The 22,056-nt window shown below is 73.4% G+C and carries 17 protein-coding genes and 1 pseudogene; 7 read left to right on the top strand and 11 right to left on the bottom strand.

The annotated features are described in order from the left end of the window. Positions 1-35: 35 nt before the first annotated feature. The gene (locus ACIQ7M_RS00410; RefSeq protein ID WP_403638311.1) at positions 36-656 is read right to left on the bottom strand and encodes a hypothetical protein; all 621 of its coding nucleotides are present in this window, start codon (positions 654-656) and stop codon (positions 36-38) included. Continuing rightward, positions 653-2,362: a PHP domain-containing protein gene (locus ACIQ7M_RS00405; RefSeq protein ID WP_355760099.1), complete on the bottom strand. Its 1,710-nt coding sequence runs from the start codon at positions 2,360-2,362 to the stop codon at positions 653-655. Before ACIQ7M_RS00405 ends, ACIQ7M_RS00410 begins: the two co-directional genes overlap by 4 nt. Before the next feature lie 247 nt (positions 2,363-2,609). Between ACIQ7M_RS00405 and ACIQ7M_RS00400 the strand changes: the two genes are divergently transcribed. Then, on the top strand, positions 2,610-3,209 hold the full coding sequence (locus tag ACIQ7M_RS00400) for a TetR/AcrR family transcriptional regulator (protein ID WP_403638308.1): 600 nt from the start codon (positions 2,610-2,612) through the stop codon (positions 3,207-3,209). Positions 3,210-3,217: 8 nt separating this feature from the next. On the opposite strand, the gene ACIQ7M_RS00395 is transcribed toward ACIQ7M_RS00400, so the two are convergent. Both ACIQ7M_RS00395 and ACIQ7M_RS00390 read right to left on the bottom strand, forming a co-directional pair. Continuing rightward, on the bottom strand, positions 3,218-3,952 hold the full coding sequence (locus tag ACIQ7M_RS00395) for a rhomboid family intramembrane serine protease (protein ID WP_403638306.1): 735 nt from the start codon (positions 3,950-3,952) through the stop codon (positions 3,218-3,220). 55 nt (positions 3,953-4,007) lie between these two features. Continuing rightward, the gene (locus ACIQ7M_RS00390; protein WP_403638304.1) at positions 4,008-5,744 is read right to left on the bottom strand and encodes a DUF2264 domain-containing protein; all 1,737 of its coding nucleotides are present in this window, start codon (positions 5,742-5,744) and stop codon (positions 4,008-4,010) included. Positions 5,745-6,124: 380 nt separating this feature from the next. On the opposite strand from ACIQ7M_RS00390, the gene ACIQ7M_RS00385 reads away from it, so the two are divergent. Both ACIQ7M_RS00385 and ACIQ7M_RS00380 read left to right on the top strand, forming a co-directional pair. Further along, positions 6,125-6,523: a hypothetical protein gene (locus ACIQ7M_RS00385; protein WP_403638302.1), complete on the top strand. Its 399-nt coding sequence runs from the start codon at positions 6,125-6,127 to the stop codon at positions 6,521-6,523. Further along, positions 6,516-9,062, top strand: coding sequence for an Hsp70 family protein (locus ACIQ7M_RS00380; protein ID WP_403638300.1), 2,547 nt, complete (start codon positions 6,516-6,518; stop codon positions 9,060-9,062). The genes ACIQ7M_RS00385 and ACIQ7M_RS00380 overlap by 8 nt, the downstream gene beginning before the upstream one ends. Positions 9,063-9,081: 19 nt before the next feature. Here the strand turns inward: ACIQ7M_RS00380 and ACIQ7M_RS00375 are convergent, their stop codons facing one another. Beyond that, positions 9,082-10,542, bottom strand: a complete 1,461-nt coding sequence (locus ACIQ7M_RS00375) for an RICIN domain-containing protein (protein WP_403638298.1) — start codon at positions 10,540-10,542, stop codon at positions 9,082-9,084. Between the two features lie 271 nt (positions 10,543-10,813). Continuing rightward, positions 10,814-11,416 carry a nitroreductase family protein gene (locus ACIQ7M_RS00370; RefSeq protein ID WP_403638296.1) on the bottom strand — a complete coding sequence of 201 codons (603 nt, stop codon included), beginning with the start codon at positions 11,414-11,416 and terminating at the stop codon, positions 10,814-10,816. A gap of 154 nt (positions 11,417-11,570) precedes the next feature. Here ACIQ7M_RS00370 and mmuM point away from each other — a divergent pair, with 154 nt between their 5' ends. Beyond that, positions 11,571-12,497 carry a homocysteine S-methyltransferase gene (gene mmuM, locus ACIQ7M_RS00365; protein WP_403638294.1) on the top strand — a complete coding sequence of 309 codons (927 nt, stop codon included), beginning with the start codon at positions 11,571-11,573 and terminating at the stop codon, positions 12,495-12,497. 646 nt (positions 12,498-13,143) lie between these two features. On the opposite strand, the pseudogene ACIQ7M_RS00360 reads toward mmuM, so the two are convergent. Next, positions 13,144-14,694, bottom strand: a pseudogene (locus ACIQ7M_RS00360) (carboxylesterase/lipase family protein); the annotation flags it as partial. Between the two features lie 216 nt (positions 14,695-14,910). Beyond that, on the bottom strand, positions 14,911-15,600 hold the full coding sequence (locus tag ACIQ7M_RS00355) for a ThuA domain-containing protein (RefSeq protein WP_403638291.1): 690 nt from the start codon (positions 15,598-15,600) through the stop codon (positions 14,911-14,913). An 84-nt stretch (positions 15,601-15,684) separates the two neighbouring features. Between ACIQ7M_RS00355 and ACIQ7M_RS00350 the strand changes: the two genes are divergently transcribed. Then, a complete protein-coding gene (locus tag ACIQ7M_RS00350; RefSeq protein WP_355760116.1) occupies positions 15,685-16,104 on the top strand; it encodes a VOC family protein in 420 nt (139 codons plus the stop codon). Between the two features lie 9 nt (positions 16,105-16,113). On the opposite strand, the gene ACIQ7M_RS00345 is transcribed toward ACIQ7M_RS00350, so the two are convergent. Both ACIQ7M_RS00345 and ACIQ7M_RS00340 read right to left on the bottom strand, forming a co-directional pair. Then, positions 16,114-16,803, bottom strand: a complete 690-nt coding sequence (locus ACIQ7M_RS00345; protein ID WP_403639196.1) for a helix-turn-helix domain-containing protein — start codon at positions 16,801-16,803, stop codon at positions 16,114-16,116. Positions 16,804-17,146: 343 nt separating this feature from the next. Further along, a complete protein-coding gene (locus ACIQ7M_RS00340; RefSeq protein WP_355760118.1) occupies positions 17,147-18,118 on the bottom strand; it encodes an AraC family transcriptional regulator in 972 nt (323 codons plus the stop codon). A 113-nt stretch (positions 18,119-18,231) separates the two neighbouring features. Between ACIQ7M_RS00340 and ACIQ7M_RS00335 the strand changes: the two genes are divergently transcribed. Further along, a complete protein-coding gene (locus tag ACIQ7M_RS00335) occupies positions 18,232-19,068 on the top strand; it encodes an NmrA family NAD(P)-binding protein (protein ID WP_403638289.1) in 837 nt (278 codons plus the stop codon). 19 nt (positions 19,069-19,087) lie between these two features. Here the strand turns inward: ACIQ7M_RS00335 and ACIQ7M_RS00330 are convergent, their stop codons facing one another. Then, on the bottom strand, positions 19,088-20,257 hold the full coding sequence (locus tag ACIQ7M_RS00330; protein ID WP_355760121.1) for a YihY/virulence factor BrkB family protein: 1,170 nt from the start codon (positions 20,255-20,257) through the stop codon (positions 19,088-19,090). A gap of 17 nt (positions 20,258-20,274) precedes the next feature. On the opposite strand from ACIQ7M_RS00330, the gene ACIQ7M_RS00325 reads away from it, so the two are divergent. After that, positions 20,275-21,909 (top strand): acyl-CoA dehydrogenase family protein, encoded by a 1,635-nt coding sequence (locus ACIQ7M_RS00325; protein WP_403638286.1) that lies wholly within the window; start codon positions 20,275-20,277, stop codon positions 21,907-21,909. The last annotated feature ends 147 nt before the right edge of the window (positions 21,910-22,056 follow it).

Genomic DNA, 22,056 nt, shown 5'->3' with positions numbered 1-22,056 from the left:
CCGGACGGCTCTCCCCAGCCGTCCGGCCGCACCTGTCAGTGGTCGGCGCAACAGGGTGTCGGGTCCGGCACCTCGAAGGGCACCAGGGTGCCGCCGGCGGCCGGCATCGTCGCGAGGACGAGCCGGCCGTCGCGCCACTCCGGGCGCACGTGGTCGCGGGTGACCAACTCCGCCTCCGGGGCGACCCCCTCGGGGGAACCGAGCACGGTGACCCGGTCCACCGCGGAGACCTCCAGCAGGCGCCCGACGGTCAGGACTCCGGTGACGGCGCCGGCCCCCGGGTACAGGACGGCACGGCCGCCCGTGCGCGCCCCGTGTTCGGCGGCCGCGTGGGCGGCTCCGGCCGCGAGCTCGTCGGGCCCGTGCCGCTCCTCGCCGAAGGCGGCACCCAGGAGGGACCCGGGCCCGGGCCCGTCACCGGGCGTGCCGGAGCCGTTCTCGGTGAGCCGCTGCCATGCCGCACGGGCCGCCCGCTCCGACAGCACGGCGAAGGACAGCGCCGTGTGCGGCCGCCGACCGTCCCGCACGTGGTGCGTGCAGCCCAGCGCGTCCGCGGGCAGGCCGAGTTCCGCGGCGAGCGCCCGCAGCAGATGGTCGGCCTCCCGCAGGGCGCCCGTATGACCGGTGTCGACTCCGACGACGTACGGCTCGCTCACGACGGGAGGACCCACACCGGGTTGGAGTAGAACCACAGGTCCTTCCACGGGTCGGCGTCACCGAGGACGTCCACGGCCGGACCCGCCGGGTCGACCGACGCGCCCCTCAGGCCGACGGCGGAGCGGTTGCCGTCGGTGCCGCGCAGACGGACGTACACCGGACGGTCGACGGTGCCGAGGTCGTAGGTGAGGCGGACCGTGCCGGACGACTTGTTCACCTCGTAGGACTTGGCGACCCGTGCGGTGGGGGCGGCGAGCGTGTCCCGGTCGGAGGCCGCGCCCGTCACATCGCCCTGGATGACGTCGACGCGCGCCAGCTTCGGTACGAAGCCCGCCCAGTTGGGGCCGCCGGCCAGTCCGAGGTCCACGGTCAGGGTGACCCGGGTGCCCTTGCGTACGTGCAGCGCGCCGCCGAGGGTGGCCCAGCGGCCGCCGCCGGAGACCCGCGCGTCGAGGCCGCTGATGAGCTGCCCGTGGTCGACCCAGACCCGGCCGGCGCGGATGCCGTCCATCACGGCGGCGTAGGAGAACCCGTCGGAGCCGACGTGCGTACGGCTGTACTGGCCGGGCCAGTAGTCGCCCTGGGTGGTGTCGATCTTTCCGCCGTAGACCGGGTCGGTGTGCCGGCCGTTGAGGTTGAAGTCGCTGTCCGGTCCGCCGCGTACGGCGGTGTCCGTGTAGACCTGGTGGGAGTCGGAGTTGGCGGTGATCCACCAGGGCTTGCCCTCGGCGAGCAGGCTGTCCCACAGGCCGCCGACGGTGGCGGTCATCCAGTCGAAGCCGCCCCAGGTGCGGTAGCTCTCCAGCGGGTAGCCGGCGAAGGAGTTGGCGCTCGGGCTGTTGTCGTACAGACCGCGGGCGACACCCATGCCGTACGTCTTCTCGATGCCGCCCGCCTGGTGGCCGGGGGCGCCCTCGAAACCGACGGCGATCTGGTGGGACGCGGGGGTCGCGTCGCGCCAGGCACGGATCTCGTGCGGGGAGTCGAGGCCCTTGCGGGCGGGGTGGTTGGCCAGCATCAGGATGTCCTTGACGCGGCGCCGCTGGACCTGCTCGGCGAGGAAGTTGAGGCCCGCGATGGCGAGCGCCTCGTTGGCGGGCGTCGAGTCGGTGGCACCCTTGAGGCTGCCGTCGTAGTCCGTCTCGAACTGCTTGAGGACCGCGACCTCGTTGCGGCCGGGGTGGACGAAGACGGTGCCGTGCTCGGCGGCCGGGATGTTCCATTCGAGGCCCTGGAAGACGAGGGTGTCCTCGTGGATGTCCCGGGCCTCCTGGATGTCCGGGTTGACCTTGTCCACCCCGATCTTGGCGTGGGTCTCGCTGCCGTGGTCGGTGATGACCATCCAGTCCAGGCCGTGCGCGGCGCCCTGGCGGACCTGGTCGCGGACGCGGTACTTGCCGTCGCTGCTGTACTGGGTGTGGATGTGGTGGTCTCCGGCGAGCCACAGGAAGCCGTTCTTTCTGCGGCCGCCCGTCGAGGCGTACGCGGGGGCGGCGGCCCCCTCCGCGAGGACACCGCCGGCGGCGAGGCCGGCGCCCAGCAGTCCCGCGCGGCGCAGGAGTGAGCGGCGCGACTGCTGCTCGGGGCTGAGGGCCTCGTCGGGCACGGCGGTGTCGAAGGCGGCGGGCAGCGTGGTGCCCGTGCCCTCGTGGCCGTGCGGGTGGTGATGGTGATGCCCGTGCTCGTGTCCGTGCGTGTGCCCCATGACCGCCTCCTGAGTCCCGCCCCGCCCCTGCGGGCGCGTCATGAGGAGATTCGGGGCGGAGCATGAACAACGGGCGGCCCCCTCGTGTTCGCCGGGCGACCTGAATCGGTCAACTGGCTTTATCCATAACCCTGTTGCTCCTCGCCGTGTCCGTTGCGTCATGAATTCCACGGAGTCGGCGATCGGGCGGGACTAGGCTTCTGCCTGGGTTCCCGAGGAAATGCTCTGTGGCGAAAAGGTGGTTCTCATGCCTCGTGCCGGACTCACGACCGAGCGGGTCGTGCTGGCGGCGGCCGATCTCGCGGACGAGATCGGCTTCGAGAACGTCACCGTGGCCGCGCTGGCCCGGCAGTTCGGGGTCAAGGACGCGAGCATGTACGCGCACCTGCGCAACGTCCGGGAGCTGCGCGAGCGCGTCGCGCTGCTGGCGTCGGGCGAGATGATCGACAGGATCGCCACGGCCGTGGCCGGGCGGGCCGGCAAGGACGCGCTCGTCGCCTTCGCCGACGCCTATCGCGCCTACGCGCTGGAGCGGCCCGGGCGCTACCGGGCCACGCACACGCAGCTCGACCCGGCCCTGGTCGCGGAGCGGGCGGAGTACCGCCGCACGGCCGAGGTCACCGCCGAGGTCACGCAGGGGATGCTCCGCGCCTACGGGCTGTCCGAGCCCGATCTGACCGACGCCGTACGCCTGTTGCGCAGCACCTTCCACGGCTACTGCACGCTGGAGGCCATCGGCGGATTCGGCGCGCCGCGCCCGGTCGGGACGTCCTGGAGGCACGCGCTGGACGCCCTGCACGTGGCCCTGGAGAACTGGCCGCGTGCCGAGGCGGGGCAGCCCGGCTGACCGACCTCCTACAGCAGCCCCAGATCTCCCAGTTCCTTGTGCAGGTCCGCGCGGGGGTTGGCGGAGTTCTGGGGCGGGGTCGGGGTTCCCGAGCCGGTGCCGGTGCCGCTGCCGGAACCGGTGGCCGGGAGGGTGCGCGGGCGGCGGTCGCGGAAGATCCAGGCGCCGGCCAGGCCGCCGATCAGGCCGCCGAGGTGGCCGAGCCAGCTCACCCCCGGCGTTCCGGGCACCGCCACGGTGAGCATGTAGGCGAAGGAAGCCGCCATGACGACACCGATCAGCGTGTCGATCAGGTGACGGTCGAAGATCCCGCGGACCACGACATAGCCGAAGTACCCGAAGATCAGGCCGCTCGCGCCGACGGTGTCCACGTCCCCTCTCTCGAAGAACCAGACCACCAACCCGCTGGTCAGCGCCACCAGCAGGCTCAGGCCGAGGAAGCGGGCCACACCCCGGTAGGCGGCGAGGAACCCGAACACGAACAGCGGACCGGAGTTGCTCTCGATGTGCGCCCAACTCCAGTGCAGGAAGGGCGCGCTGAGGATGTCGGGCAGCGAGGCGACATCGCCGGACACCACACCGTAGTCCCGCGAGAACGCGTAGTCGTCGGCGTAGTTGGCCAGTTGCAGCAGCCAGACGACCGCCAGGAACGCGAACATCACGAAGAACGCCTTTCGCGCCTCCGCGATCATCTGCTCCGCGCCCACCGGGCCCCCGCCCCGGCCCAGGTCCGAACCACCCATGACACACCCCCCTGCTCCGGCGGATCCGTCTCCGCCTCACTCCGCACTCCGCACTCTAGGCAACGCCGGTGAGATCGCCACCGTCCAGGGGGACCACTCCGCCGGTGCCGTCGAAGCGGAAGGCCGCCGTTCCTCCCGCGGCCCAGGTCACCGTCACCTCGTACGTGCCCGGTCCCGCGCCCTCGGGCGTCGTCACCCGCACGGACACCAGGTCCGTGAGCGGGAGCGGGTCCCGGTCGCCGGTGAGGCGGACGAGGGCGACGAAAAGGGAGGGGCCGTCCCCGGTGAGGCCCTCCCCCGTGGCCGACAGACTGTGCGCGGGCAGGAGTTCGGGGCGCGCGCCGTCGGACGCCGACCAGCCGGTGATCCGTACCCGCGTCCCGGGATCCGCGCCCGACACCAGGTGCGCCCGCACCTCCACGGCGCCCCGCGCGACCACGAGAGAGACCGCCCCGACGCCCTCCGAGACCGTGTGCCGGGAGGCCGCCCAGTCCTGCCCGACCCCCAGCGGCACGATCGCCGTACGGCCCGCCTCGCCGCCGACGATCACGCTGTTGTCGTACGAGGGTGAGGGCCTCGTCGCCGTCGAGTAGGCGAGCCGCGTGTAGTAGGGGTCGTAGCGGACGTCCTCGCTGCCGTGGTTGTGGAGGCGAACCAGACCGTCCGAACGCGTCGACTGGAGAAGCCAGTTGGGCGGCCCGATCCTGGTGACGGCGTCGGCGCGCTCCGCCGGGCCCGCCTCCTCCGTGGCCGTCCAGACCTCGTGCTCCGGGGGCAGCAGCAGGGCGACGAAGGCCTTGCTCGCCCAGTACGGCGAGGCGGGCCCGGAGTAGTGCTGGGCGAAGGCCTCGTCGGGGCCGTGCCAGCCGAGGGTGAGCAGGCCGTCGCCGTCCACCGCGCCCCGGTCGAGGAAGTAGCGCAGGGCGCCGGAGGCGAGGCGCCGGGTCTCGCCCGGGGACAGGGGGGTCCGGCCGGTGAGCGCGCCGAGCCACAGCGGGGCGGTGGCGGCGAAGCGGTAGGTGAGCGAGCGGCCCTGGAGCATCGGCGCGCCGTCACCGCCGAACAGCCGGGCGTAGTCGCCGAGATGGGCCTCCAGGCGGCCGGCGTACAGGTCGAGGAGCCGGGCGTCGTCCGCCAGCCAGGCGTGCAGCACCGGATAGAGGTGCATCGCCCAGCCGTTGTAGTAGTCGAACTTGCGCCCGTGGCCGTCGGTGTACCAGCCGTCGCCGAGATACCACTGCTCGATGCGCGCAAGCCCGCGGTCGATCGCGGCACGCGAGGCCTCGGGCTCATGGCCGACCTCCTGGAGGAAGCCGCCGACCGTCACCGGGAACAACTCCCAGTTGCAGGGCCAGGGTTCGGCAGTCAGCGCGTCGCCGAGCCATGCGGCGGCGCGCTGCCGCACGCCGTCGTCCAGGCGGTCCCACAGCAGCGGACGGGTCAGCCGCAGCGCGAGGGCGATCGACGCGGCCTCGACGAGGGGCTGGCCGCGGTCCTCGACCCGGGGCCACACGCCCGCCGTTCCGGCGGCCAGCCCCCGCGCGTACCGCTCCAGGACCTTCTCGTCACGGCGGAAGCCCGCCAGCAGGAGCGTACGGGCGTAGCCCTCCAGGCCGTCGGAGAGTCGCCCGGCGCTGCTCGTGTGCGCTCCGGGGAGGTGGTAGAGGGCCTGGTCGTCAGTGGCGTACGGGGCGACCGCGGCGAGCAGGGAGTCGGCGGCCGCCTCCCAATGGGCGCGCGTGCGGCCGGTGTACGGGCTCAGGGACCTGTCCTCGGCGGGCTCGGCGTGCATCACTGGCCTTCCTGTTCCGGGCCGGGCCCGGCCTCCCGGACGCCGGATGTCCTCGGGCGGGCCGGACCTGATACCTGGGGCGCCCCGGTTCCGGTCGGAACGCCCCAGGGGCTCGTCCCACCCCCGCCAGGGCCCTCGGCACCGGACGCGGGCTCCTCCGACGGGAGGGCGGGGCGACAGGGCGACGGGGCCTGGCCGAAGGACGATACCGCCGATCGGCAAGCGCTTTCCAGAGGGCCGTCCCGGGCTCGGGCCGGGGCACCTTACACATCCGGTCGGATCAGGACGCACCTTTCCCCGGGACCCGCCGGAGGCCGACTCCGAGGTGCCACACTGGCCTCTCCCGGGTGGGGGCCCGGGTGACCCACGGGGAGGGAACCTTGAGCGATCCGCGATGCGAAGCGGCGTTGGTGTTCACCGACGAGGCGGACCCCGAGGGCGCGGCGGAGGCCGTGTCCCTGCTGGCCGAGGAGCTGTCCCTGCTGGATCCGGCCTTCGTGCGGCACGCGACCGGCGGTCCGGCTCCCGACGGCACACGGGCCGGGGACACGGTGCTCTGGACGACGCTCCTCGTCGGCGCGACGAGCGCGGCGACACTGAGGGCGCTCATCGCCTTGGCGCAGGACTGGCTCGCGCGCCGAAACTCGGGCTCGATCGACATCACGATCGACGGTGACGAACTGCATCTGACGTCCGTGTCCCGCGCGGACCAGCGGCACGCCGTCGAACTGTTCGCGGCCAGGCACGCTCCCCGAGAGGCCGACGCGGCCGATGCGTAAGGCCGCGCTCCTCGTCGTCAACCAGCATTACGCGGACGGACGTTTCGGCGAGTTACCGGGTGCCGCGGCGGACGCCGAGCACCTCGCCGGCGTGCTCGGCGACCCGGCCGTCGGCGCGTTCGAGGTCACCGTCGTCGAGAACGGCACCGCGGTGGAGATCCGCAAGGCGATCCAGTCCTTCTTCGCCCGCGCGCGGAGCCAGGACCTGCTCCTGCTCCATCTCTCCTGCCACGGCCGCAAGGACGCGCGGGGCCGGCTGCACTTCATCGCCTCGGACACGGAGGGGGACTTCCTGGACGCGACCGCGGTCTCCTCCGAGTTCGTCGCGGACCAACTGGAGCAGAGTCCCTGCCGCCGGGCCGTCGTCCTGCTGGACTGCTGCTACAGCGGGGCGTTCGCCAAAGGGATGCGGACCCGCGGAGCCGCGCCGGCGGTCGACGTGAGGGAGCCGTTCTCCGGGCGGGGCCGGGTCGTGATCACGTCCTCGACCGCCCTGCAGTACAGCCACGAGAGCGAGCTGAGCAGCAGGGAACGGGCCGAGCCGTCCATCTTCACCGCGGCCGTGGTGGAGGGCCTGCGGGACGGCAGCGCCGATCTGGACGGGGACGGCTACGTGTCGGTCGAGGAGCTGTACGCCTTCGTCCACGACCGCGTACGCAGCCGGCTGCCCAGCCAGACGCCGACCCGGAGCGTCAACAACTCCGAGGGCACGCTCTATCTGACGCGCAGTCCGGGCGCCCCGTACGTGACGGTGCCCGAGGGCCCGGCGCTTCCCGACACCCTCCGCGCCGCGATCCTCACCGGGGCCGTCTGGCAGCGGCTGGGCGCCCTGCACGAGGTGGAACGGCTGCTCGGAAGCGGGCGCGGCCCGGTCCGCGAGGCCGCCCTGGAAGCCCTGACCGTGCTGGTGCGGGACCGCGATCCGCAGGTCGGCGCCCGGGCCGAGGGGCTCTGGCACAGCCGTGGCCTCGGCGACCTGCCGTCGGGGACGCCGGACACCGCCTCCCGGGTCACCCGCCCGATCGCGGACGGGTCGAAGATCCTCGGCATCGATTTCGGGACGACCAATTCCGCGGTGGCCGTGTTCCTGGACGGCGAGGTGCGGGTCGTCCCGAACCGCCACGGAGAGGTCACCACTCCGAGCGTCGTGGCGTTCGCCGAGGACGGGACCCTGCTGGTGGGGAAGGCCGCCAAGGAGCGGGCCTCCCGCGTTCCGGGCGGCGGCATCCACCGGGTCAAACGGGAACTGGGCACAGGGTGGACCCACCGGCACGGGGTCCGCCGCTTCTCCGCCGAGGAGGTCGCCTCCTGGATCCTCGCCGACCTGCGGCACAGCGCGGAGACGTATCTGGGCGAGACGGTGACCCGGGCGGTCCTCACCGTGCCCGCCTACTTCAACCACGTCCAGCGCGCGGCCCTGGCGGACGCAGCGGCTCTCGCGGGCCTCGAGGCGGTCAGGATGCTGAACGAGCCGACCGCCGCCGCGCTCTCGTACGGTTTCGGCCGGGACGACGAGACGATCATGGTGTTCGACCTGGGCGGCGGCACCCTGGACGTGTCCCTGCTGAACGTCGGTGACGGGGTCGTCGCGACCGAGGGGACCAGCGGCGACGGTCGCCTGGGAGGCAGCGACTGGGACCGTCGTATCGTCGATCATCTCGTACGTGATCTCGCCCTCCGCCAGGGCGTCCGGCTCACCGACCGGGCCGCCCTCCAGCGGGTGGCCGAGGCCGCCGAAGCCGCGAAGATCGAGTTGTCCCAGGCCACGGCCACCACCGTCAGCCTGCCGTACATCGCGATGTCCCCGTCCGGGCCGGTGCACCTGGACGTCACGCTGACGCGCGCTCAGGTGGAGAAGCTGACGAAGGATCTGCTGGAGCGCTGCGCCCAGCCGATGCACCAGGCCTTGAAGAACGCGTGGGGGACCGACCGGATCGAGGACATCGACCACTTCATCCTGGTGGGCGGAGCCACCCGGATGCCGGCGGTCGCGGCGCTCGTCAAGGAGCTGGCGGGCGGCCGGGACCCGATCCGGGCCATCATCCCCGAAGGAGTGGTCATCGGTGCCACGCTGCTGAGTGCCGTACTGACCGGCCAACTGCGCGACGAACTGCTCCTGGACGTGACCTCCCTGCCTCTCGGCATCGAGACGAAGGACGGCGTCATGACCACGCTCGTCGAAGGGGACACGACGATCCCGACGAAGCGCGGCGAGATCTTCACCACCGTCGCGGACGGGCAGTCCCACGCCCAGATCGGCGTCTACCAAGGAACCCGTGACATCGCCGAGTTCAACACGAAGATCGGTGTGCTCGAACTGCCGCTGCCACCGGCCCCGCGCGGCGTCCCGCGGATCGAGGTGACCTTCGACATCGACGCCAACCACGTGGTGCACGTCGTCGCCAAGGACCTCGGGACCGGCGCCGAGACGTCCGTGCTGCTGGACCGGCGCAGCACGGTCCACGCCCGGGCGCGGGAATCCGACCCCCGGAAGGCGCTGACCCAGGTACCCCTGGAACAGCCGGAGGCCGGTTCCTGACCGCTGGACACCCCCGAGGTCACGTCCCGCGTGTCCACTGCTGGTTGGTGCCTCCGTTGCAGGTGTACGTGATGAGCGGGGCGGAGTCGGCGGTGGATGCGCCGGACACGTCCAGGCACTCGCCGGACGCCCTGGCCTTGAGGAGTACGTAACCGCCGGAGGCCGTCACCGACCACTGCTGGGTGGTGGCGCCGGTGCAGTCCTCCTGACGGACACCGGTGCTGTTCTCGGTCAGACACAGGGAACTCCCCCGGCCCATCAGCTCGTAGGAGCCGCCGCCGAGGGACTTGAACCAGAACTTCTGGTTGGCTCCGCCGTTGCAGGTGTACTGGGCGAGCGCGATCCCCTGCCACAGCGACTGGCCGGGGACGTCCGCGCACTTGCCGGAATGACGGGCCGTCAGGGTCTCGTAGACGGCACTGATCCCGCCGACCGTCCCGGCGGCGGTGTCGATCGCGATCTCCGGCGACCAGGACAGAGACATCGTGGTGGCCGTCGGGAACGCGATCGGCAGCCAGACGTACCGCGAGTCGTTCACCGTCCCGCCGAAGGCGTTGCCCCAGCGGTCGCCCAGGTAGAGGTAGGAGGTGCCCGAAGTGCCTTGCACGGGAAGGACGTACGCGGTCTGCGAGCCGTACGCCGTGGAGTCGCCGACGTTCGTCATCGCGGTCCAGGGACCGGCGGGCGAGGTGGCGGTGGCGTACTGCTGCTGGTTGGGACTCCAGCCGGTGGCGGCCGAGGTCAGCATGAAGTAGACGCCGCCCCGCTTGAACAGCGCGGGCGCCTCGCGGTGTCCGCCGTGCCAGGGATCGGCGACCAGGGCGGCCACGCCGGTGTAGTCGGCGGTGAGCCGGTAGATCTGGAGGTCGTAGTTCTCGCGGGCGGCCGAGACCATGTAGCCGGTTCCGTCGGTGTCGACGAAGGTCGTGATGTCACGGGACATGTACTGGCCGAGCGGCTGGAAGCTGCCGCGGTAGGTGTAGGCGCCGTCCACGGTGTCCGAGACGGCGACGGCGGCTCGCGCCTCGCTGTAGTCGACACCGTTCTCCTTGTGCATCCACATGACGAACGTGCCGGTGGACGCGTTGTACATGACCTTGGGCCGCTCGATGTAGGCCGTGCCGAGCTCGGCGGCGCTCGACCGGGTCAGCACGTGGTTGCGGAACTCCCAGTTCTTCAGGTCGGTGGAGCGGTAGGCGTCGACGTACCTGAAGGTGTTGTCGGCGTTGCGGTTCTCGCCGAACCAGTAGTAATAGCCGCCCACTTCGAGGACCCCGCCGCCGTGCGCGTGCACCGCCGCGCCCGAAGTGTCGCTGAACGGCGTGCCGTTCGTGATGGTCTGGGCCGCCGCGCGGGCGGGCGCGGCGGCGAGGAGCCCTCCGGCGAGGGCGAGACAGAGGGCGACGAGCAGGGCGTACACGCGTCTCGGCGGGTGCCGTTCGGCGGGGAAGGGGCGCAGGGCGGGGATGGTGCGGCTCATACGACTCATACGACTCATACGGTGACCGTCCGTCCGGTATGCCGAACATCATCTGCGATGACGAACATTGCGCCGAAAAAGTAAGCGCGTACTACGGCGAGGTCAACGGGTCGGACGGAGCCGGTCCGCCAAGCCCACCGCGGACACCGGACGCCTGCCGCACCGCCGCGCGCACCACCACGTCTGCCACACCGCCGCGCCGCGTCGTGCCTGCCGCACCGTCACGCACCCCGGCGCGGCGCCCCGCACACCGGACGACGCGACCGGCCGCTCAGTTGTGCAGCCCCCAGTGCCCCCGGTGCACGACCTCGTCCAGCCCGCGTCGGCGTTCCGCGATACGGGCGCCCTGCGGGGGAACGTCGTCCGACCGGTGGCCGACCGTGATGCCGCCGATCGGCGCGTAATCCCCCGGCACCCCGAACTCGGCACGGAAGGGCTCCAGTTGCTCGGGCATGATGCCGAAGAAGCAGGCGTCGAGCCCTTCGTCGACCGCGCCGAGCAGCATCATGAGGGCCGCCATCCCCGTGTCGATGTACCAGTACGGGGCCGGCCAGCGGGCCTCGGCGCGGTCCTCCCAGCCCTTGTCCGGTTCGGCGTAGCGCTCCAGATAGGCGGCCTTGTGGGCGAGCGGTACGACGACCAGGGGGGCGTCCTGCATGGTCGGCGTCTGCTCCACGCGGGTGGGGACGAACGGCCAGAACCGGGCGCGGTCGGCGGGGTCGGTGAGGGCCAGGAACGCCCAGCCCTGGGAGAAGCCGGCCGACGGGGCCCGCAGCGCGGTGGCGAGGATTCTCTCCACCGCCTCGGGGGCCAGCGGCTTGTCGGAGTAGTGGCGGATCATGCGACGGCGGCGGACCACTTCGGAGAACTCCATGGCGCCCGATCCTGCCAGGAGCCGGGCCGGCGATGCCGGGCGGGCGTCGGGATCAGGCCTCGCGCCGAGGACCCGACGTCTCGTTTCGCGAGACGGTCGCTCGATGGGCGGACGGCGCCGGGGTGCGGCGGACCTGATCGACTAGCGTCGGGGCATGGCCAGCGACAACGTCCTCACCCTCGCCGCAGCACTGTCCTCCGGCACGATCGTGCTCGACGGAGGCATGTCCAACCAGCTCGAGGCGGCCGGACACGACCTGAGTGACGCGCTGTGGTCGGCGCGGCTGCTCGCGGACCGGCCCGAGGCGATCGTCGAGGCGCATCTCGCCTACTACGAGGCGGGCGCGGACGTGGCGATCACGTCCAGCTACCAGGCGACGTTCGAGGGGTTCGCCCGACGCGGCATCCCGCACGGACGGGTCGCCGAACTGCTCGGCCTGAGCGTCGAACTGGCGCGCGAGGCCGCCCGGCGCGCGCACGCCGAGGGCGTCACGCGGCCCCTGTGGGTCGCCGCGTCGGTGGGTCCGTACGGGGCGATGCTCGCGGACGGTTCGGAGTACCGGGGGCGGTACGGGCTGAGCGTCGCGGAACTGGAGCGGTTCCATCTGCCGCGCCTCGAGGTACTGGCCGCCGCCGGGCCCGACGTGCTGGCCCTGGAGACGGTCCCGGACACGGACGAGGCGCGGGCCCTGCTCGGCGGGGTGCGCGGGCTCGGTGTGCCGGCGTGGCTGTCGTACAGCGTGGCGGGCGACCGGACGCGGGCCGGACAGCCGCTGGAGGAGGCCTTCGCCCTGGCCGCCGAGGCGGACGAGGTCATCGCGGTCGGGGTCAACTGCTGCGCTCCCGAGGATGTCGACGCGGCCGTCGCCACGGCCTCGCGGGTGACCGGAAAACCGGTCGTGGTCTACCCGAACAGCGGCGAGGCCTGGGACGCGGGGGCCCGTGCCTGGAAGGGCAGCTCCACGTTCACGGCCGCCCAGGTCGGCGGGTGGGAGCGGGCCGGGGCCCGCCTGATCGGCGGCTGCTGCCGTGTCGGCCCCGGGGCGATCGCGGGAGTCACGGCGGCACTGCACGGGGCGTGATCCCGGAGGCCCCGGCCTCACGACACCGCGCCCGGTCCCGGCACCCGCCCGGCCTCCGGCACCAGGGCCCGCCGTTCGGATCAGGCGGCGGTACGGAAGGAACTCCGACAAGGCGCCGCACCTCGGCGCCACGCGATCCGAGCGACAGGCCCCAGCCCCCTTCCGACGCGGCCCCGCGGCTCCCCGCCCGATCTCCGGTACGGCACCCGGCTCGCGGCCGCCGAGGCTCACCGCCCCTTGGCCGGGGCCGGCCTCACGGACGGTCCGCGCCGCCCGAGCGGCGGAAGCGGCGGACCGCCGACAGAGGGGTCGCGATGCGCGCGAAGAGGTCGCCCGGAGGGACCGGCCTGGGCGAGTCCTCCGCCGGCCCCGGCGGGTTCTCCGCGGGCCGGCCCGGGGACCGGCTCGTGGAACGGTCCGCGGGCCGCGCCGGGGGCCGTTCCACGGACCGGTCGGCGGGCGCGTCCGCCGGGTGGTCCGCGGGCTGGTCCGGGTGTTCGGCCGTGCGCCTGTCGGCGGGCTCGGCGGGAGGTCCGTCGGCGGGTTCGGCGGGGGGCCCGGCCGTGGGCCCGGCGGCGACGACCGTGGAGCGGCCGGCCGTCCAGATCGTGGCCCGCTCGGGGCGCCTGCCCGTGGCGCCGGGGTCGGGCTTGGCCGCGGCCCTGACCGACTCGGCTTCCCACAGGGCGAGTTCACGGTCGCGCGGGCCGTGCGCGGTGTGCGGGTCACCGGCGCCGAAGACCCGGACCGGGTGCGAGGCGTCCCAGGCGGCCCACCCCGGGTCGCCGTCGACCGCGAACCGCACCCACGCCCCGTGCATGGCCTCCGCCAGCTCCTGCGGAGCGCCCTCGCCCGCGAGCTTCGCCGACTCCGGGGCGCCCGCCGTGTCGAAGACGAAGCCCAGCTCCAGGGCGTGGCAGGCACCGAGGCCGGGCACGTTGGACCGCCAGGCGAACTCGTAGACGTGGGCCGGGGCCCTGCCCTCCGCGGGGACGTCCGCGTCGAGGGAGGCGGTGGGCGTGCCGCTCCGCGCGTCCGCGAGGCGGTGCAGCGGGACCCGCAGGAGATGGTCGGTGATCATCTGGCCGACGAGATCGGCGGTGCCCGTCTCCGGGCGCAGGGCGCGGTAGCCGCGGGGCACCTCGTGGCCGCAGTGGCAGCGGGCCATCGCACCGGCCAGGGCGACCGGGCCGAGCCGGTCGACCCGCTCGATGAGCCCGCCCGGCACGAGCCACAGCCGGTACTCGTCCCGGGTCCAGCCGAGCAGCAGTCCGACGTCCGCCGCGGCCCCCTCGACGAGGGCCTCCATCGGGTCACGTGGCACGAGGTCGCCGTCCACGACGATGCCGAAGGCGGGACCGCCGAGCACCGGGCTGCTGAGCCTGCCCACGTCGGCCTGGGTGCGCAGGAGCAGGTCGCGGTCGACGCCGGCGAACGCCTCCGCCGTCGCGGGGATCTTCAGCCGGGTGGCCATCCTGCGCACCATGCGGCGCACCTTGTCGCGGTCGCTCGCCTCGGGCGGCCCGCTCTGCAGGACCGCCCGGTGGAACAGGCCCCGGGCGCGCGGGCTGGCGAGCAGCGCGCCGATGCTGATGGCTCCGGCGGACTCGCCGAAGACGGTCACACGGCCGGGATCTCCGCCGAACCGGGCGACGGACTCCCGCACCCACTCCAGCGCGGCGAGCTGGTCGCGCAGCCCGGGGTTGGCGGGCGCGTCCGGGAAGAGGCCGTACCCTTCCACGCCCAGGCGGTAGTTGACGGACACGAGGACCACGCCGTCGCGGGCGAAGGCGTGCCCGTCGTACACGGGCACGGCAGAGGAGCCGCGGGTCAGTGCTCCGCCGTGGATCCACACCATGACGGGGAGGCGGGCGGCGGGGTCCGGCGCCGGTGTCCACACGTTGAGATTGAGGCAGTCGTCGCCGGGCACGACCGGGTCGGCGAGGAGGCGGGCGAAGGCCTCGGAGTACGGCGGTTTCGGCGGCGTCGGTCCGAACGCGCCGGCGTCCCGGACGCCGTCCCAGGGCTCGGGCGGCTCGGGCGGGCGGAAGCGGCGGGCGCCGAAGGGCGGGGCGGCGTAGGGAATGCCCCGGAAGACCGCGATCCCGTTCTCGTACCGGCCGCGCACCGCTCCGTAAGGGGTGGAGATCACCGGGTCCCCCGTCTCCGCCACCGGATCCACCGTGTCCACCGCCATGCTGGACCAGCTCCTCACCGTCGCGCGCCGTAGAGAGTCGGAGCACCACCGCGCTGTAGAGATCAGAGCACCACATCGCGTCCCGGTATTCCTGCGGAAGCCCCCTGTCCGGCCGACCGCGCGGTACGAAGCGGGCCGGTCGGCCGGGTCCGGGCGGGGCCCGCGGGGCCCCCGCCGGGTCCGTGGCCGGGTCGGGTGCCCCGGTCGGGCGCCGGGTCAGGCGCCCTGGTCCGAGGCCGCCGCGGCGGGCTGCCGGGCCGCCCAGAGGATGCCGCCGAGCAGGTGCCCGAGGAAGTCCGGATCCTCGTACGCCTCCACGGCGTGGCCGAGCGCGGTGTAGAACACCCGGCCCGCGCCCTGTTCCCGGCACCACACCAGCGGGTGATCGGCACCCATTCCCCCGCCCTCGTAGGAGGTTTCGTCGGCGGAGGCCAGCACGCGCACGCGCTCCGCCTCGCGCGGGTTGGTCCGGAAGTCGTACCATTCGTCCGTGAACTCCCAGACCGGCGGCAGCAGCCGGGTCGCGGGATGCCCGCGGTCCTCGACGAGGACCCTGCCCGGCTGGAGGGCCGGGTGCCGGTCGAAGCGGGCGCCGAGCAGCTCGCCGTAGTGGGGCCAGTCGTACTCGGTACAGGCGGCGGCGTGCACCCCGACGAAGCCGGCCCCGCCGTGGACGTGGGCCGCCAGTCGGTCGCGGCCCGGCGGCGTCAGCACCTCGCCGCTCGTCGACAGGAAGACGACGGCCGCGTACGGGTCGAGGGAGGCCTCGAAGACCGCGGGGTCCTCGGTGACGTCGGCCTCGAAACCGTGCGCGCGGCCGAGTGCGCGCACCGCTTCGACGGCGGCCGGGATCGAGTCGTGCCGGTAGCCGGTCGTACGGGTGTAGGCGAGAACGCGGAAGACCATGGCCGGAGCCTAGGCGCACGCTCGCGGGGCGCGGTGTCCGTTTCGTTCAAGACCGGCCGCCCGGAGCCCGTCTACGGTGGCCGTATGACTCCACGATTCGATGTGATCGGGCTGGCGGTCTCCGACATGGCCGCCTCCATCGCCTTCTACAGCCGGCTCGGGCTCGTCTTCCCCGACGGCGCGGAGAACGAGCCGCATGTCGAGGCCGGGCTGCCCGGCGGGCTGCGTCTCGCGCTGGACACCGAGGACACCATCCGGTCGTTCCACGCCGGGTGGCGGCCCCCGAGCGGCGGCGGCAGGGCGTCGCTCGCCTTCCGCTGCGACAGCCCCGCCGAGGTCGACTCCGTGTACGAGGGGCTCGTCGGCGCGGGCCACCACGGCGAGCTCAAGCCGTGGGACGCCTTCTGGGGCATGCGGTACGCCGTCGTGCACGACCCGGACGGCAACGGCGTCGACCTGTTCGCCCCGCTGCCGGGAGGACCCGCGCCGGCGCCCGCGCAGTAGTCGGGCCCGTCACCGGTGACCGACCAGCTCACCGAGTGTCGCTCCCGCCAACTCCCTTACGTCTCTCGCCAGATGGGCCTGGTCGGCGAACCCGGCGCGCAGCGCGGTCTCCGTGAAGGGCACACCGTCGCGGGCGAGGGCGAGAGCCCGTTGCAGACGCAGGACCCGGGCCAGGGTCTTGGGTCCGTACCCGAAGGCGGCGAGCGAGCGGCGGTGCAACTGCCGTGCTCCGAGGCCCAGTCGGTCGGCCGTCTCGGCGACCGGGCGGCCCGCGCCCAGGGCGGCCACCACGTCGCGGAGGAGCGGGTCGGGGGGCCCGGCCTCGGCCGCCCGGAGCAGCGCGACCTCTTCGAGCGCCTCCACGGGGTCGGCGGCCGCGTCGATCCGCGCGGTGAGGCGGCGCACCTCCGCGGCGGGCCACAGGTCGGTCAACTCCACGCGCCGGTCCCGGAGTTCACTGGCCGGTACGCCCAAGTAGGCGGGTGCCGTACCGGGGTAGAAGCGGATGCCCGCCCAGCCGCCGGGCGCCGCCTCCGGGGTGTGGGGCCGCGTGTCGGGACCGGCGACGAGCAACCGCCCCTCGCTCCAGAGCAGATCCATGCATCCGTCGGGAAGCACGGCGTCCCGCGCGGTCCCGGAACGGTCCTGGGCTTCCGCGGGATCGCGCCGGGCGGTCGTGGGACGGTCCCGGACGGCCATGAGATGGTCCCGGGCCCAGCCCTCGCCCTCGATCCCGCCCTCGCCGTCGCCCTCGATCCCGCGGACGAACGAGGCCATGGCCCTGTCGTGGGGCGCGGACGCACGCTCCCCCGGGCCCGCCTCCGCACCCCACGCGACCCCGGCCTCCGCCGAGCCCGCGTGCCCCGCCCCCGCACGCCGTGCGGAACCCGGCCCCCGGAGTCGGGCGGCCCCAGCCTCCGCACCCGGCGTCGGGCGCGCGGGCGTCTCGGCCCCGGCGCCCGGCGCGGGGCCGGCCGGGACGCGGCTCCAGAGCACCGCGCCCGGCAGCCGGGACGCCCGTTCCGCGTACATGACGGCCACGCTACGCCGGGCGGGCCCGGTGCTCCTGCGGGCTGACGCCGTAGACCCGCTTGAAGGCGCTGGAGAGAGCGAAGGCGCTGCCGTAGCCGACGTGGCGGGCGATCGTCTCCAGGGTGTCGTCGCTCTCGCGGAGCCGGTCGGCGGCGGAGGCGAGGCGCCAGCCGGTCAGGTACGTCATCGGGGGTTCCCCGACGAGTTCGCCGAAGCGTCGGGCCAGCGCGGCGCGCGAGACGCCGGTCTCGGCGGCGAGCGCGGCGACCGTCCAGGGCCGGGCGGGGTCGTCCTGGAGGAGCCGGAGCGCGCGGCCCACGACCGGGTCCGCGAGGGCCTGGTACCAGGCGGGCGCGGCGGCCTCGGGGCGGGAGAACCAGGCCCGCAGGGCGGTGATCATCAGCAGGTCGAGGAGCCGGTCGAGGACGACCTCCTGGCCGGGTTCGTCGCGCACCATCTCGGCGGCGAGGATCGGCGTCAGCGGACATTCCCACACGTCGGAGGGGAGCGCGAGCAGCGGCGGCAGGGCGTCGAGCAGCCGGCGGTTGACCTCGCCCCGCATCATGTACGTCCCGATCAGCAGCACCGTGGAGCCGTCGAGCCGGTCGCCCCAGCTCCGGACGCCTAGGTCCCAGTGGCCCTTCAGTGAGCGTCCGTCCGGGTAGGAGCACTCGCCGCCCGGCAGGATCACGGCCTGGGGCGGGGTGGCGGGCTCGTCGGCGCAGCGGTACGGGTCGGGGCCGCGCGCGATGGCGAGGTCACCGGCCCGCAGCCGCAGTGCCTCGCCCTCGTCCGGTACGACCCAGGCGTCGCCGCGGACCACCAGCATGATCGACAGCGGGGCGCGGTCCTCGACGCGTACGCACCACGGCGGGTCGAAGCACGCGCGGATCATGAAGGCGCCCCGCGCGCGGGGACCCTCCAGCAGACCGGCGAGCGGGTCCCCCCGCATGAGCATGTCCGAACGTGGCGGAGCGTCCATGCGGCCAGCGTAGACGGCGGCTCCGACAGCCGTGGACGACCGTGGACGACCGCTTATGGGAATGAGCCGTTCGCCGATGGTTCCGCGCCGGGGACGGCAGTTGACTGGGGCGCATGACAGAGAACACGCGGGACATGACGGTGCTGGTGACAGGGGCCACGGGTCGGACCGGGAGCCGGGTGGCGCGGGCCGCGCGGGCGGCGGGCCTGACGGTGCGGGCCGCCTCGCGCGGCACGGGCTTCGACTGGGAGGACGCCGCGACGTGGGCCGGGGCGCTGCGCGGCGCCGACGCGGCCTATCTGGCGTACCCCACGGACGTCGGCTCCCCGGCCGCCACGAAGGCGGTCGGGGCCCTCGCCCGGGAGGCGGTGGAGCTCGGCGCGCGGCGGCTGGTGCTCCTGTCGTCGAGGGGCGAGGACCGGGCCGGACCGACCGAGGAGGCGCTCAGGACGTCCGGCGCGGACTGGACGATCGTACGAGCGTCGTGGTTCTCGCAGAACTTCAGCGAGGGCCCGCTGGTCGAGGGGCTGCGTCACGGGGAGCTGGTCTTCCCGGCGGGTGAGGTGCGGGAGCCGTTCATCGACGTCCGGGACATCGCGGACGTGGTGGTGGCCGCGTTGACCGGGGGCGAGAAGTACACCGGGCGGGAACTCGCGATCACGGGGCCCCGGCTGCTGACCTTCCGGGAGGCGGTCGCGGAGATCGCGCGGGCGACGGGCGAGGAGCTGTCGTACACACCGGTTACGGCGCGGCAGTACGGCGACACGCTGGCCGGATTCGGGGTGCCGGCCGAGGAGGCCGGATTCCTCGTCGACCTCTTCGAGAGCCTCCTCGACGGCCGTAACGCCCACCTCTCGGACGGCGTCCGGAACATCCTCGGCCGTGCGCCGCGGGACTTCGGGGACTTCGCGCGGGAGGCCGCGGCGGCGGGGGTGTGGAAGGCCGCCTGACGGGACGGTACGGCCGGGCTCACTCCCCCGACGAGTGCTCCTCGCCGTTCTTCGGGGCGTGGTGGGTGTGGTGGGTGTTCTTGGCGTGGGTGCGCAGGCGGGACGTCACGTCCTCCGGGGGCAGGAAGCGCGACCAGCGTTCCGGGAACTCGGAGGGCATGTCGGGGTCGTCGGGATCGGCGTCGTACGAGCGGTGCGCGGCGACGCGGGCGACGTACTCGGCGGCCTGGACCTCGCGCAGCCGTTCGTTGGCGGCACGGGCCGCGGCGGTGGCGGCGGCCGGCCAGACCCGGTCGATGGCGGCGTTGACGGCCGCGCCGACGAGGACGGCGAAGGCGGCGACGCCGATCCACAGCAGGACGGCCACCGGGGCGGCGAGCGAGCCGTAGATGGTGGGGCCCTCGATGGTGTTGGTCAGGTAGATGCGCAGCAGGAAGCTGCCGAGGACCCACATGGCGAGGGCGACCAGGGCGCCCGGCACGTCCTCGACCCAGGGCGAACGCACGGGGACGGACACGTGGTAGAGGGTCGTCAGGAAGGCGACCGACAGGACGATGACGACCGGCCAGTACAGGACCTGGACGACGGTCGTCGACCACGGCACGACGTTCACCACGGCGTCCGGGCCCGCCACCATCAGCGGGAGCGCCACGGAGCCGATCAGCAGGGCCACGATGAACAGCAGGAACGACATCATCCGGGTCTTCACGATGCCCCGGGTGCCGTCGAGTCCGTACATCACGGTGATGGTGTCGACGAAGACGTTCACCGCGCGCGAGCCCGACCACAGGGCGAACAGGAATCCGAGGGAGATGATGTCGGGCCGGCCGCCCTTCATCACGTCGTGCAGGATCGGCTCGGCGATCTGGTGGACGCCCTTCTGGGTCAGCACGGTGCGGGAGGCGTCCAGGATGTTGGACTCCAGGCTGGCGATGGTGTCGGCGCCGGTCCACGCGTCCACGTATCCGAGCAGCCCGATCATGCTGAGCAGCAGCGGGGGCACGGACAGCAGGGTGAAGAACGCGGCCTCGGCCGCCAGTCCGAGGATCCGGTACTCCATGCACGAGTTGACGGTGTCCTTGAGCAGCAGCCAGGCGGTCCTGCGCTTGGAGACGTTCCGGTAGAGCGCGCGAGCGCGGTGGAAGCGGCCCGAGCGAGGCCGTTCGCTTGTTTCTTTTGCCTGGTGCACGTCCTTACGGTAGCGGTATGGCAGCCAGCACCCACACCGTGACCAACCAGGCTCCGCCCCTGGTCGGATATGACGTATTCGCCGCCGACCGGGCCCTCGGCGAGGCGGTCGGCCGGCATCTCGATCCGGAGCTCCTCCAGGAGGCGCGCGAGGAGTTGTCGGCGCTCGGCCGGACGACGGGTTCCGCCCAGGTCCAGGAGTGGGGTGCGCTGGCCAACGAGAACCCGCCGAGGCTGCGCAGCCACGACCGCTACGGCAACCGGATCGACGAGGTCGACTTCCATCCGTCCTGGCACCGCCTCCTCGGCAAGGGTGTGTCGGCGGGGCTGACGTCGGCGTGGACCCGGCCCGGCGGACACGTCAGACGTGCGGCGGGCTTCGTGGTCTGGACGCAGGCCGAGGCGGGCCACGGCTGCCCGCTGTCGATGACCCACGCGGCGGTGCCGGCGCTGCGCGCGGATCCGGCGCTCGCCGCGGAGTGGGTGCCGCGGCTGACGGCCACCGTCTACGACCAGGAGCTGCGGCCCGCCGCTCAGAAGGCCGGCGTGCTCTTCGGTATGGGCATGACGGAGAAGCAGGGCGGCAGCGACGTCCGCGCCAACACCACACAGGCGCGGCCGCTCGCCGAGGACGGGACGTACGCGCTGACCGGGCACAAGTGGTTCTGCTCGGCGCCGATGTCGGACGGCTTCCTCGTGCTGGCGCAGGCTCCGGGCGGGCTGACCTGTTTCCTGGTGCCACGTGTCCTGGAGGACGGCACCCGCAACGTCTTCCGTATCCAGCGGCTCAAGGAGAAGCTCGGCAACCGGTCCAACGCGTCGGGCGAGGTCGAGTTCGACGGGACGTGGGCGCGCCGGGTGGGCGACGAGGGGCGCGGGGTGCGCACCATCATCGGGATGGTCGCGGCGACCCGGCTGGACTGTGTGCTCGGTTCGGCCGCGCTGATGCGGCAGGCGGTCGCGCAGGCCATCCATCACTGCACCTACCGCGAGGCGTTCGGCGGCCGGCTCGTCGACAAGCCGCTGATGCGCAACGTCCTCGCCGATCTGGCGCTGGAGTCGGAGGCGGCGACGACGCTGGCGATGCGGCTCGCGGCGGCGTACGACGACGGGAGCGAGCAGGAGCGGGCGTTCCTGCGGCTCGCGGTGCCCGCCGCCAAGTACTGGGTGACCAAGCGGTGTACGCCGGTCGCGGTGGAGGCGCTGGAGTGCCTGGGCGGCAACGGCTACGTCGAGGAGTCGGGCATGCCGCGACTGTTGCGGGAGTCTCCGCTCAACTCCATCTGGGAGGGCGCCGGCAATGTGCAGGCGCTGGACGTCCTGCGCGCCCTCCAGCGGGAGCCGGGCGCCCTGGACGCGTATCTGCGGGAGGTGGGCCGGGCCCGCGGCGCCGACCACCGGCTCGACGGGGCCATCAAGGACCTGCTGACCGAACTCGCCGACCTGGACGGCATCGAGGCCCGCGCCCGCCGGCTGGTCGAGCGGATCGCGCTGGTGCTCCAGGGGTCGCTGCTCGTGCGGTACGCGCCCCCGGAGGTCGCCGACCTGTTCTGCGCCTCGCGCTTGGGCGGCGACTGGGGCACGGGGTTCGGGACGCTGCCGCACAGTCTGGATCTGGCCACGGTGGTGGAGCGGGCCCGGCCGATGGCCTGAGGGAGGCGGGGGAGGCGCTGACGCGGGGGTGGTGCTGCGCCGACACGGCACCACCCCCGCCGCTCGCCCCGTTCAGGAGCTCGGACACCGCACGGGCGGCGTCGCTGTCAGTTTCGGGGAACCTTGTGACCGTTGGCGAGAGTTGCA

Source organism: Streptomyces sp. NPDC096324, from assembly GCF_044763015.1.
GTDB lineage: Bacteria > Actinomycetota > Actinomycetes > Streptomycetales > Streptomycetaceae > Streptomyces.
Note: the sequence above shows the minus strand (reverse complement) of the source record. Positions and strands in the feature narration are given on the sequence as shown.